Consider the following 13,722-nt stretch of genomic DNA (forward strand, 5'->3'; position numbering starts at 1 on the left):
AATAGGTCATTGATAGTCTCCGGGCATCATCGTCATGGCTGGGGGACGCAGCGCCGTTAGCATCAGCGCCGCTTCGTATCAGCATCAGAATATGTGATGCTAGTGGCCGGGCGGCCGGCCGTCCTGAAGCGGATCGCGGGCGCGCTGATGCAGATCTCAATCAGCGGTGATGCTGCACTCGCAGGCGTCCGGAGGACGCCACCATTCGTTCGATGAAGGGACCATTTCCAATTCACAGCATCCCGAGCCAACCCTGGAAAAATCAGGCAGGAACAACGCGGCAAATCGCATCCGGACAGGGCTGGAGGGTGAGCGTGGCCGCAGTTGGCGCGGACGCCCCGTTTTCTGTATTTCGGAATACTCGGCGTCAGTCAATCGTGATCGAAGGCGACGGCATACAACTGCGCTGCGGAGACAGGTCTGTCGAACTCTTGCCGCATGTGGTTTCCGGCTACGCGGGCGACATCGAGTGGCAGGGCCACTTGCGCGGTAGACCCGCGACCGTGCTCAATGTCATCTGCGAGAAGGATGTTGCTGAGGCAGAGATCTTTGTCGGACGGGCAGTGGAGGTCTGCGCGGACCGTCAGGGGGCCATCGTTGCGCTTCCAATCTGCTGCTCAATGTCATATGTGCTTGAGTCGGGGGAGGCTGGTGTCGCTTCGCGCGGCACGGCCTTCGTGTGCGACGATCGCGAGTTCATGGCTTGCCACGCGGTCGCAGAATGGACAACAGGCATTGGTTACATCATCGCCGTTCGCCTGACCCCAGCAACTAACGGCGCTCAAGGTGATTGATGTGCCCTGCTAAGGTCTAAATCCCCTCGGATTTCATCGACACCTCTGCGCCTCATCCTTGAGTGCAATAAAAGTGCCATGAGCAAGCGGAGAGACCGAGGCATCCACGAATTCTGAGGTGAGACCTGCCGGCTGCTTCTGGGCCGCACCGCGACGTCCCCCAGAGATCATCACAAGACTGCAATGGGCACAAAGTGATCGAGCACCAAGGGCATTGATAAAGACCGCAAGCCGCTCCAATGCGGACCTTGTCACACCCCCACCTAGAGACGGCGAGACATGCGGTACCGGCACGAACGCCACTCTCTTTCGCTGGTTTTCGCTCGTGAGGCCCGCCTTCCCTCGCCCGGCGGCCGCCCGATGTCCGCCCGCTCAAGTTGCGTGGAACACCGCCGAGTTCGCTGCCGGCTGTCCCTGCGCATCTTCGAGCGCCCGGATCACGCCGCGCAGCCGCTCGCATTCTCGCTCGAGGGAGGCCACCCAGGCGCGGGCGTGCTGGGCTTCGTTGAAGGCCTGCGCGTGCAGGGCGGCCATGCCCCAGCGGCTCTCGATCAAGAGGGCCAGGTAGACGGCGCGGGGTGCATTGCCACTGGCCTGGTAGCGCCGCAGGGTGCGCAGGCTCACGCCCAGGTGCCGGACGATGGCCTTGCGCGATTCCGTCTGGTCGGCGAGCAGATAGGTGAGGGGCGGCAGGCGTGAGAACGCGGGCGCGAGGAAGGGCATGGCCGTGCGGACTTTCCGGCAGCGTCGGGCCGTTTTGACATAGCGGCGCTTGGAGGCGGCGGCGTTGTGGCGGCTGATTGGGAATGTCGCGTTTGGGCGAATATGAATGATGGACCTTCGCGCGCTCTCCAACGAAAGCCGATCGTCTGCTTTTTCGCTGTTTCACTGGTGTTCCAAGCGATCGAGCGGCCAGAAGCGTGACGCTGGCGCAGGGTATCAAGTGTTGTCTTCACTTCCCCCCGCCAGCCAGAACTCATGGAGTTTGGCCTGCAGCAGCGCCTTGTCAGGCAGTTGGGTTTGATACTCGGCGATGAGGGTGGGACTTGCCGTTCGGCTGAGCGCGTACTCCACCACCTCGTCGTCCTTGCTGGCGCACAGGAGGACCCCGATCGGTGGGTTCTCATGCGACTTTCTGACATCTCGGTCCAACGCCTCGACGTAGAAAGTGAGCTTGCCCAGATACTCCGGCTCGAAGCGGCCGACCTCCAGCTCAATGGCCACTAGGCAGTTCAGCCCGCGATGGAAGAACAGCAGATCGAGCGCGAAGTCCCGGCCGCCGACCTGGACGGGAAACTCAGACCCCACGAAGCAGAAATCGCGCCCCAACTCGATGAGGAACTCGCGCAGCCTGTTCAGCAGACCGGCATGCAGGTCTGCCTCCGAGTGGCCTGCCGGGAGGCCCAGGAACTCGAGCACGTAGGTGTCCCTGAGGGCACTGATCGCCTCGGGGTGTGCCTGTCTCAGCGCTGCTGAGACTTTCGGGGGCTGAGCCACGGCACGCTCGAACAGCGCGAGCTTGAGCTGGCGCTCGAGTTGCCGGCTGGACCACTTCTCACGGGCCACAAGCTGCAGGTAGAACTCACGCTCCTCCGGCCGCTTCGTCTGGCCGAGGATGATGAGATGGTGCGTCCAAGGAATTTGTCTCAGCAGCGCCGAGACTTTCTTGTCCACGCCCGTGTAGGCCTCGTAGAACTGCGACGTGAAACTCGGCGTGTCGCTGAAGGCGAGCTTCGAGTCGGTGCAACTCGAATTGAAGGATGGTCGGATGAGCGGGCTGAAGTTGGGCAACCCGACGGGCAACATCAGCCTGAAATGCGCGAGCCAGGAAGTCGCGGCTTTCAAACGCGACCTCAAGATCAATCAAGCCTATACGTTCGCAACGCCTGTACCGATGGCCGTGGCGGCGCCGGCGGCTGAGGCCACACTGGCAGAGGCGGGTTCTGTTGTGCCGTTGAAAAGAAGGGCCATATAGCTCCGCCGGCATAGGCTCGTTCCACGACACCATCGGCGCTCAGCCCCGGTGGTTTCCGGCTGCTGACGCGCCAGATCATGGCGAGACCTGTAGCAACGATCACGATGACGATGCGCGAAGCCGATCGACTGCAGACGATTCTGGCGGTGGTTGCCGACCTCCCTCCCTTCAGGCTGCGAACTTTTTCGCCCGAGTCACCGGAATCCGTGATTTTCACAATTGCAAAAATATGTAAAAGTCCGCGCGCCTAACCCGACCTGATCCCTCGCCCCGACGGGCAGCATTCCACATGCGGGACAGATTCGTTTCCTGAGCCCGCGAACATGCCTTTTGCCTTTCCCCCGCCGTCTGCGGACGGCCGCCGTCCGTCTGCCCGGTTACATCTGGCCCCCGTGCTGGCGCTGCCGACCCTGCTGCTCGGCCTCTCGGCCGAGGCCCAGGTCGATCCAGGCGCCCTCGACCGCCAGAACCAGATCATCCAACGCCAGCAGCAGGAGCGCCTGCGCGAAGAACAGGAGCGCGCGCTCCAGCAGCAGGCCCCGCGCGGCGGCGCCGACCTGCGCTCGATGCAGCCGCAGGTCACCGTGCCGGATCTCGGCGTGCCCTGCCGCGACATCCGCGAGATCCGCATCCACGGCGCCGACCTGCTGCCGGACTACGTGCGCCGGGAGGTCGTGCAGGACAACGCCGGCCGCTGCCTCGCCGCGAAGGACCTCGAAGCGATCCTCGCGACGCTGACCAAGAGCTACATCGACCGCGGCTACATCACCACCCGCGCCTACCTGCCGGCGCAGGACCTGCGCACCGGCGTGCTCGAGATCACGGTGATCGAAGGCACCATCGAGCGCTTCGACCTGCAGCAGTCGGGCCGCAATGCCAAGGTGTCGATTCCCGGCGCGTTCCCGGCGCGGCCGGGCGACCGGCTCAACCTGCGTGACCTCGAGCAGGGCATCGACCAGATCAACAGCCTGACATCGAACTCGGCCACGCTTGACGTGCAGCCGGGCACCCAGCCGGGCCAGAGCGTGGTGGTGGTGCACAACCAGTCGACGCTGCCGGTGAGCCTGTTCGCGACCTACGACAACCTCGGCACGCCCGCCACCGGCCGCGACAACGCATCGGCGACGCTGAGCTTCGACAGCCTGCTGGGCCTGAACGAGCTCATCGCGATCACGCGCCGCCAGTCGGTGCCGCACGACAGCGAGCACAACTCCGACAACACCGCGCTGCGCGCCGTCGTGCCCTATGGCTACAACACCTTCAGCCTCGACGTCAGCGAGAGCAACTACGTCAACACGCTGGCCCTGCCGAGCGGCAACAAGCTGACCTCGTCAGGCACCACCTCGACGCAAAGCCTTGGTGCGGATCGCGTCATCTTTCGCGACCAGGCCAGCCGCTTCTCTCTGGGCACGCGCCTGACCGCACAGGACACCCGCAATTTCCTCGGCGGCGAGTTCCTCGACGTGAGCAGCCGCAAGCTGACCACCCTCGATCTCGGTGGCACGGGCTTCACGCAAGCGGCGGGCGGCATCGTCAACGGCCGGCTCGCCTATGTGCGCGGCCTGCGCATCCTCGGCGCGCTCGAGGATCCGGCCTACCTGCCCGGCGACAAGCCGCACGCGCAGTTCGGCAAGTTCACGCTCGACCTGGGCTTCAACCGCCGGTTCGAGGCCGGCAGCCAGCCGCTGCTGTGGTCCAGCCAGTTCAGCGGCCAGTACGCGAACGACACGCTCTACGGCTCGCAGCAGATCCTGATCGGCGGCGCGAGCTCGGTGCGCGGCTCGATGGTCAACACGCTGAGCGGCGACAACGGCTGGTTCTGGCGAAACGACGTCTCGCTGCCCTGGCACACCGCCATCGGCGGCGAGCCGGTGTCGGGCCGCGTCTACGCGGGCTACGACTTCGGCAGCGTCGACAACCGCCCGGCCGGCGTGCCTTCGGGCTCCATGTCCGGCGTCACGCTCGGTGTCGCCGTTCTGCTGCGCGGCCTGAGCGTGGACCTCTTCGCCTCACGCGCCGCGCACCTGCCTTCATCGATGACACGCGAAGGGACGATCTACAGCGTCCGCCTCTCGTACGCCCTGTGAGCCGACCCAAGGAATCGCCATGAACCACGTCTATCGCATCGTCTGGAACAACGCCGTTCGCGCCTGGGTCGCCGTCGCGGAAACCGTGCGCGGTCGCGGCAAGAGCAGCCAGTCCGCGCGCCCCGTCGCCGTCTCCATTGCGGCCGCCCTCGCCGCAGTGCTCGGCACCGGCATCGCCCATGCGCAGGCCACCCCCTCGGTGGTCGTTGCACCGGGCCAGCAGACCAACGCCTACGTCTCCGGCAACGGCGTCACGGTGGTGAACATCGCCAATCCGAATTCGGCGGGCCTGTCGCACAACCGCTACCAGCAGTTCAACGTGAACACGAGCGGGCTGGTGCTCAACAACACGACCACGCAGCAGATCTCGTACAGCTCGCAGCTCGCCGGCCAGATCATGGCCAACCAGAACACCGCCAGCACCGCGAGCGTGATCCTCAACGAGGTGGTGTCGAACAACCGCAGCACGCTGGCGGGCTTCACCGAGGTGCTGGGCCGCAAGGCGGACGTGGTGCTCGCCAACCCCTACGGCATCACCTGTTCGGGCTGCGGTTTCATCAACACCGACCGCGTGACGCTCAGCACCGGCCTGCCCTTCATGCGCGCGGACGGCAGCCTCGGCGGCTTCAACGTGAGCCAGGGCGACATCCTCGTCACCGGCACCGGCCTGAATGCCACCGCGCAGCAGGTGCTGGACCTCGTGACGCGCTCGGTGCGCATCGAAGGCGCGATCAACGCGCAGGACCTGGGCGTCACGACCGGCACGAACCAGTGGGACTACGGCACGCGTGCCATCACCGGCAGCGTGGCCGCGCAGGGCACAGCGCCCGCCTATGCCATCGACAGTTCGGCGCTCGGCGGCATGTATGCCAACCGCATCAAGCTGACCGCGACCGAGGCCGGCGTGGGCGTGCGCATGCTGGGCGACGCGGCGGCCAGCGCCGACGACTTCACGCTGACGGCCGCGGGTCGCGTGGAGCTGAGCAACAAGATCTCGGCGCAGCGCGACGTGATGATCGCGAGCACGAGCAACGACGCGGCCGCGGTCGCGCTGACCGGCGCGACGGCCGCCGCCGGACGCAGCATCACCGTCACCGCGGACCAGGGCGCGCTCGGCATCAACGCCAGCACCCTCATCGCGGGTGCGGACCTGAAGGCCAGCGGCACACGCATCGAAGCCGGCCAGGGCACGCAGCTGCAGGCGGGCGGCACCCTCTCCGCCAACGCGACGGCGGGCGATCTCGTGCTCGGCGCAGCAGCCGTGCGCTCGACCGGCGACATGAACCTCGCCAGCACCGGCGCGGTGTCCATTGGCGGCGGCGACGGCCAGGCCGTGCAAAGCACCGGTGGCCAGATCAGCATCGACGCCCAGACAGGCTTGACCAACTCCGGCGTGGTGAGCGCGGACCAGGGCAGCGTCACGCTGCGCGCCGGATCGCAGATCGCCAACAGCGGCACGATCAACGCGGGCCAGAACCTCGACATCGCCGACGCGACGGGGGGCGCGAGCCAGTCGCTCGACAACACCGGCATCTTGCTGGCCGGGCAGACGATGTCCACGCGAGCCGCGACGATCGGCAACAGCGGATGGATGCAGGCCGGCAGCGCCAACACCATCGATGCGGCAAGCCTGGACAACAGCGGCAAGGTGATCGCCGTGACCGGCACCGCAACCCTGCGTGTGGATGGCACGCTCGACAACAGCGGCAGCGTGCGCGCCGCACAGGACATCATCGTGACCGGCCACGGTGGCAATGCGTCGCAACAGCTGAGCAACAGCGGGGACCTACTCGCGGCCGGCGCGGTGAACTTGCAAGCTAGCTCACTCGCCAACAGCGCAGCCGGCTGGATCCAGGCCGCCACCGGGACCACCGTCGCCGCGGGCACGCTGGATAACGCAGGCACCTGGCTGCTATCGCAGCAGGCCGGCGGCGTGGACCACGTCGACGTGACCGGTGCACTGAGCAATGCCGGCACGATGCAGTCGGCTGGTGCAGTGGCACTGAGCGCAGCCACGCTCGACAACCGTCACGTACTGGTGGCCGCGGGCGACCTTTCGGCGATCACCAGCGGCGCGCTGAACAACAGCGACGCAGCGGTGCTGCAGGCCGGAGGGACGCTTTCCCTCATCAGCGGCACAACACTGGGCAACGGCACCGCTGCCACACTCAGCGGTGCCGGCGTCGCGCTGAAAGCCGCACAGGGTCTCACCAACGACGGAACCATCAGCGCATCGGCCGGGGACACGATAGTCCGCGCCTCCGGCGCCATCGCCAACAGCGGGAAGATCCACGCCGCCGGCGTGCTCGACCTCGCCGACGCGAGCGGCGGTGCGACCGAGACATTGGATAACAGCGGCCAATTGATCGCGGACGGCGCCATCGCCGCCGCGTCCACCGATCTGCTCAACAAGAACGGCGGCAAGCTGTTGGGCGACCGCCTCGACATCCACGCAGCCAGCATCGACAACGCCGGCATCATTCAAGGCGGCAGCGCTGCCGACAGCACGGTGACCGCGAACGGCACGCTCACCAACGAAAGCACCGGCGTGTTGACGATGGGCGTGGCGTCCGGCGCCGCAACGGCAGGCGCGGGCACGGTGTCGGCCTCCACCATCGCCAATGACGGCACACTGCAATCGCAGGGCGGGCTCACCTTGGCGCTTGGCACCGGCGGCCTGAGCGGCACCGGCGACGTCCTCGCCGCGGGCGACCTGGCGATCCGGGCGCAAGGCAGCAACGACTACACCGCCAACATCGGCGGCGCACTGCAAAGCGCGGGCGCGTTGAGCGTCAAGGGCGGCGCCGGCTCGACGCTCGCCGTCGCGCAGGGCCGATCCGCCAGCGGCAACACGGTGGACATCGACGTGGGGACCATCGATCTCCAGAAGGACGCGGTGCTCGCCTCGAGCGGCGACATGACCCTGCACGCGTCATCGTTGCAGCTTGCGGGCGACACCGCGAGCACCGCGCGCGTGCTGGCTGCGCAAGGTGGCGGCAGCGCCACCGTGAACGTGGATAACGCATTGACCAACAACGGCCTGCTCTTCTCGGGTGGCGACCTGAATCTCACCGCGCCGCAGATCACCAACGGCGCGACCGGCGGCATCGCCGCGCTGGGCACGCTGACGGCGACCGCGTCCAAAGGCGACTTCACCAACGCCGGTGCGCTCTATGGCGGCACCGCGCTCGTCGCGAACGCGTTGCAGGGCACTCTGACCAACACGGGCACTCGCACCGCATACGTGGGTTCGATCGACTCCGATGGCGCGATCACGCTCAATGCCAAGACCCTCGTCAACCAGAGCGCCGTCAACGCCGGCACCGACCTGACGGTCAATGCAACCTATATCCAGAACGTGGTCTACGGCGGCGACGACCGCACCTGGGTGACCGGTCCGCGCACCACCACCCAGGACGACCACCAGAAATGGGACGGCGGCAATGGCTACCGCGAGCGCTGGGACTACACCGACAGCTGGACGATGTACCAGCAGTACGCGAGCGGCGTGGCGCCCGGCGTGAAGCCTCTTTTGTCGGCCGGCCGCACGCTCAACGCGAACTTCTACCAGTTCGACAACATCGGCGGCGTGGTCTCGGCCGACACGGTCAACCTCGTCGGCACGGCCACCGGCGCGCGCTTCATCAACGACGACCTCGCACTGAACCGGCAGTACTACCAGAGCCAGTACTTCTACTACATCCACTGGCAGGCGCTGGTCGGCGCTTCCGCTACCTACAACGACACCGGCTGGTACCAAGGCCACTGCGCCAGCGGCGACGACTGCTATACCGGCAACAGCACCGTCCTTTCGCAATCGGATGCGATCGCACGGGGCCAGTCGCAGACCGGCGCCGACGTCATCTCATCGATCGGCGCCGGCGTCTACGCGCGCTCACTGACGGCCGGCGGCTTCGCGCTCTACAACAACGGCTCGACCGGGGTGGCCGCGGACGACAGCACGATCCAGGTCGCCCGCGCCGGCGATGCGCAAGCGGTCAATGTCGCGAAGACCGGTAGCGGCAATGGGCTCACGCCGCAGGACCTCGCGTCGACGTCTGGCGGCGTCTCGGCCGTGGGCGGCAGCGCCTTCGCTGGCGCCGGCAGCGCGACGCTGGCGGCCGGGCGCAGCTTCCTGGCCGCCAACGCCGCCGACGGCGTGGCCGGGCTTTCCTTCGGCGGCATCAATGTCACGCTGCCGACGAACCCGAACGGGTATTTCGTGACCGTCAAGACGCCGGGTGCACTCTACCTGGTGGAGTCGAACCCGCTGTACATGGCGGGCTCGGCCACGGTGGGCTCCGACTATCTGGCCAAGCTCCTGGGCTACAACCCCGACCAGATCGGCCAACGCCTCGGCGATGCGAGCTACGAGGCCTATCTCGTCAAGCAGCAGCTGATCGCGCAGACCGGCAACACGCTGCTGGCCAGCTACCAGAGCGCCGGCACGCAGATGCAGGGCCTGATGGAAAACGCTGCTCAGGACAGCCAGGCACTGGGTCTGCAATTCGGCAAGGCGCTCACGCCCGAGCAGCAGGCGGCGCTCAAGCACGACATCGTCTGGATGGTGCAGACGGAGGTCGATGGCAAGGTGGTGCTGGCGCCGGTGGTCTACCTCGCGCAAAGCACCAAGAACACCATCGCCACCGGCGCGGTGATCTCGGCACAGGACGCGAACCTCAACCTGACCTCGCTGACCAACACTGGCGGCACGATCGTCGGCGGCAAGTCGCTGGTGATCGCCTCCACCGGCGACATCACGAATCTCTCGGGCACGATCAAGGGCGGCGACCTGAGCCTCACGTCGACCGAAGGCAGCATCGTCAACAAGACGGCCAGCAGCGGCAGCGGGAACGACCAGTTCTACAACACGGTCGTCGGCAAGAACGCAGGCATCGAATCCACCGGCACGCTGACGCTGGATGCCGCCAAGGACATCACGAACATCGGCGCCACGATGGCCGCCGGCACCGACGCAAGCCTCAAGGCCGGCGGCAACGTCACCTTCGACACGATCGAGAAGAAGACCACCAACACCACCGTCGGTGAATACAAGGCCGACCACGGCAGCGGCGGAACCTCGACCACGACCACGACGGTCGAACAGCTCACGTCGGGCCTGACCGTCGGCGGCAACATGAGCGTGGACGCCGGCAAGAACATCACGCTGGCCGGCACCGACGCCAAAGTCGGCGGCAACGCGGACTTGAAGGCAGGCGGCGATCTCAACATCATCGCGCGCGAGAACAGCACGACGACGCACACCGAGAGCAAGGCGAGCGGCTTCGGCATGAACAATTCGCTCTACGGCTCCACCACGACGACGACCGACAGCCTCTCGGTGCGCAACGTCGGCAGCAGCCTGCAGGTCGGCGGCGACGCCAGCTTCACCGCCGGCAGGGACATGACGGTGCAGGGCTCGGATCTCAACGTGAAGGGCAAGGGCGACATCAACGCCACCAACCTCAACGTGCTGGCCGGTCGCAACTACGACGAGACGAACACGACGACGAAATCCACCGGCGTGATGCAGGTCAGCGCGTCGGGCAAGGGATCGGCGAGCGCCGATGCGTCGGCCGATGCGTCCTCGGCCCGCGGAAGGGCTTCCGCCTCGGCCGAGGCCTCGGCCGGCGCAAGCGGAACCGGCGCCGCGGGCCTGGCCTTCAGCTCGACCACCACCACCACCACGAACACCACCGACCTCAAGCACGTCGGCTCCAGTCTCGACTTTGGCGGCGACCTCACGGTGAACGCGTCGAAGGACGTGAACCTGCAGGGTTCGAGCATCAATGCGGGCGGCACGGCCACCGTCAACGCGCAGAACGTCAACCTGCTCGCGGCCGAGGACAAGTCGACCTCGAGTACCACGACTACGACGACGAGCGTCGGCCTCATGGCGAGCACGGACAACAAGATTGCAGGCGATGCGGGCGCGAGCGCGCAGGCGGCCGGCGGCAAGGGCACGCCGAGCGCGGGCGCGCAGGCCAGCGCCGATGTATCGGCGACGAGCGAGAACCACCTCGACTTCGCGCAGCACACCAAGACGACCGCCGACACGCTTGACACCACGCACCAGGGCTCGGCCATCAATGCCGGCGGCAACCTCAACGTGAACGCCACCGGCACGCTCGCTCTCGAGGGATCGAGCATGAAGTCGGGCGGCGACATGAACCTCAACGCCACCGACATGAGCTTCAAGGCCGTGAACGACGTGCATCAGGTAAGCACCACCAGCAACACCACGACGGCGGGGATCTACGTCACCGGCCAGGCCAGCGCCAGCGGCAGCGCCAGCGCGAACGCGGCGCTCGGTGCCCAGGCCGGCGCGCAAGGCTCTGCGTCGGCGTCGGTCGAGGCGGGCCTGTACGGCTCGAACACGAAGACCAGCAGCGTCGACGGCTCGACCCACGCCGTCACGTCCAGTCTTTCCTCGGGCGGCAACATCAACCGCACGGCGACCAACAGCATCAGCGACCAGGGCACGCAGATCGAGGGTGCGGGCAACCTCAACCAGTCCGCCAAGACGATCACCAGCACGGCTGCGGCCGACACCACCTACAGCTCGTCCAGCAGCACGACGAACACCGCCAAGCTCGGCGGCTATGGCGAAGTCGGCGCCAGCGCTTCGGCGGATGCGTCGGTGGGCCCCGGCGCCAGCAAGCCAACCCAGAAGGACAAGAGCGTCGGCGGCGGCATCCGCGCGAGCTACCAGTACGACAACTCGTCCGACCAGTCCAGCAGCAGCACCGCCGTGGTCTCCACGATCAAGATGGGCGGCAGCGTGAACAGCAAGTCGAGCGGCACGACCACGCTCGAAGGCACGCAGATCTCCGCGGGCAAGGACGTGTCGCTCGAAGCCTCGTCGCTCGACTACAAGGCTGCGCAGAACACCAGCAGTTCCAGCTCGAAGAGCACCAGCGCGGGCGGTTCGGTGAGCGTCGACCTCGTCAAGAAGGAAGCCAGCGCCGGCGTCAACTACGACGGCAGCAACGGCAGCAGCAGTTCGAGCGCCGCGGTGGTCGGCGGCATCCAGGCCGGCGGCAACCTGTCGGTGAAGACCACGGGCGACACGCGCCTCGAAGGCACGAACCTCTCGGCCGGCGGCGCAGCGAGCATCGACGCCGGCGGCAAGGTCGACTTCGCGGCCGCGAAGAACACGGCGTCGTCGGGCAGCCAGGAGGTGGGCGTCGACGTCGGCGTGACGGCCGGCAAGTCCGGCGGCTCGGGCAGCGCGGGCGTGGGCTATTCGGGTTCGAAGAGCAGCCAGAGCGAGGACGTGGCCGGCAGCATCACGAGCGGCAGCGGCCCGCTGACGATCAAGAGCGGCGGCGATGCGAGCTTTACCGGCACGCAGATCTCCAGCCAGCAGGGCGATGTCTCGGTGAGCGCCGGTGGCGCGCTCAACTTCAATGCCGCGCACAACGTGCAAAGCAGCAGCTCGGTGAGCGTCGATGTGTCCGGCTCGGCATCCGGCGGCAAGAAGGAGAACGTGGGCGGCACACGCGGCTCGGACGGAAAGAAGACCGGCGGAGAGACCATGGACGAACGCAGCGGCTCGGCATCGCTCGGTGTCGGCACGTCCAAGTCGAACAGCGACACCGCGACCGGCGGCGGCATCACGAGCGGCGGCTCGATCAAGCTCTCCTCGGGCGGCAACACCACGCTCGAAGGCACGCAGGTGAAGGCGGCCAATGGCGTGACCGCCGATGCCAGCGGCAGCTTCGTGCAGAAGGAGGCGAAGAGCACCTCGAGTTCGCAGACCGTGGACTTCTCGGCGTCGGCTTCGGGTTCGAGCCTGACGCCGGAAAAGAAGAAGACAGGCACTTCGAGTCCCGCACCGGCGCCGAAGCCAGCGAGCACGACCGGCGGCAAGACCGGCGCGAGCAAGCCGCCGTCGACCCCGCCGCCGCCTACGCCCACGACGGCGCCTTCGCCCGCACCGGCGCCGGCAACGACCGCGGCCAAGGCGCCGGTGTCGCCCAACCAGCAGCAGAAGGGCAGCGGCATCGTGGACGTCTACGTGGACAACCAGAAGAGCAGCAGCTCGCAGGCCACCACGATCGACGGCGGCGCGGGCGGTGTCGTGATCAAGCAGGGCACGGCCGGCTCGAAGTAGCCGGCGGACGCGGACAGGGCCGGCGGGGCTGCGACGACAATGAAGGATTCACCCATGACAAGCCGGAACTGACCGTGGAAGACATCCTGATCGTCGACGACGACCACGCCGTCCGCGCGCGCCTCGCGCGCGTGGCCGCTGCGGCCGCGCCTCGCGCGCGCTGCGCCATGGCCGGATCGCTGGCCGAGGCGCGCGAACGGCTCGCCAGCGCGAAGTACGACCTCGCCCTGCTCGACGTCGGCCTGCCCGACGGCAGCGGGCTCGAACTCCTGCCGTGGATGCAGGCGCACGCGCCCGAAGTCGATGTGGTGGTCGTCTCCAGCCTCGGCGACGACGCCACCGTGCTGCAGGCGATCCGCAGCGGCGCGGTGGGCTACCTGCTGAAGAACGGCAGCGACACCGAGCTCGAACTGTCCCTTTGCAGCATGCAGCGCGGTGGCGCGCCGATCGACCCTGTGATCGCCCGGCGCATCCTCAAGCTCGTGGCCGCGCCGCAGCCCGCGTCACCCGCTCTTGTTACCATCGCCCAAGCGCCGGTTCCGGCGGCAACCGCTGAACTGAGCGAGCGCGAGATGGATGTGCTGCGACTGGTCGCGCAGGGCCACAGCAATCGCGAGATCGCCCGAAGCCTGACCCTCTCGATCAACACCGTCGAATGCCACGCCAAGAACATCTACCGCAAGCTCGCCGTGCGGTCGCGTGCCGGTGCCGTCTACAGCGCCCGGACGCAGGGCCTCTTGCCCTGAACTT

At 67.1% G+C, this 13,722-nt stretch carries 7 protein-coding genes; 5 read left to right on the top strand and 2 right to left on the bottom strand.

What is annotated here, in order from left to right:
* The first annotated feature begins 212 nt into the window (after positions 1-212).
* A complete protein-coding gene (locus VAR608DRAFT_RS01265; protein ID WP_088952416.1) occupies positions 213-794 on the top strand; it encodes a HutD family protein in 582 nt (193 codons plus the stop codon).
* A gap of 372 nt (positions 795-1,166) precedes the next feature.
* On the opposite strand, the gene VAR608DRAFT_RS01270 is transcribed toward VAR608DRAFT_RS01265, so the two are convergent.
* Positions 1,167-1,517, bottom strand: coding sequence for a hypothetical protein (locus VAR608DRAFT_RS01270; RefSeq protein WP_088952417.1), 351 nt, complete (start codon positions 1,515-1,517; stop codon positions 1,167-1,169).
* Positions 1,518-1,733: 216 nt separating this feature from the next.
* A complete protein-coding gene (locus VAR608DRAFT_RS01275; protein WP_088958539.1) occupies positions 1,734-2,600 on the bottom strand; it encodes a PDDEXK nuclease domain-containing protein in 867 nt (288 codons plus the stop codon).
* Here VAR608DRAFT_RS01275 and VAR608DRAFT_RS37380 point away from each other — a divergent pair.
* The 4 genes from VAR608DRAFT_RS37380 to VAR608DRAFT_RS01290 all read left to right on the top strand — a co-directional run bounded on the left by VAR608DRAFT_RS37380 (position 2,497) and on the right by VAR608DRAFT_RS01290 (position 13,718).
* Complete coding sequence (locus VAR608DRAFT_RS37380) at positions 2,497-2,769, top strand: hypothetical protein (RefSeq protein WP_172843777.1); 273 nt, start codon at positions 2,497-2,499, stop codon at positions 2,767-2,769. The genes VAR608DRAFT_RS01275 and VAR608DRAFT_RS37380 overlap by 104 nt on opposite strands.
* Before the next feature lie 323 nt (positions 2,770-3,092).
* Positions 3,093-4,856: a ShlB/FhaC/HecB family hemolysin secretion/activation protein gene (locus VAR608DRAFT_RS01280; RefSeq protein ID WP_088952418.1), complete on the top strand. Its 1,764-nt coding sequence runs from the start codon at positions 3,093-3,095 to the stop codon at positions 4,854-4,856.
* Between the two features lie 19 nt (positions 4,857-4,875).
* Positions 4,876-12,972 carry a hemagglutinin repeat-containing protein gene (locus VAR608DRAFT_RS01285; RefSeq protein WP_088952419.1) on the top strand — a complete coding sequence of 2,699 codons (8,097 nt, stop codon included), beginning with the start codon at positions 4,876-4,878 and terminating at the stop codon, positions 12,970-12,972.
* Positions 12,973-13,046: 74 nt separating this feature from the next.
* Entirely contained in the window at positions 13,047-13,718 is a 672-nt protein-coding gene (locus VAR608DRAFT_RS01290; RefSeq protein WP_231973112.1) for a response regulator, read from the top strand.
* The last annotated feature ends 4 nt before the right edge of the window (positions 13,719-13,722 follow it).

It is taken from the genome of Variovorax sp. HW608, assembly GCF_900090195.1.
Taxonomy (GTDB): Bacteria; Pseudomonadota; Gammaproteobacteria; order Burkholderiales; family Burkholderiaceae_C; genus Variovorax.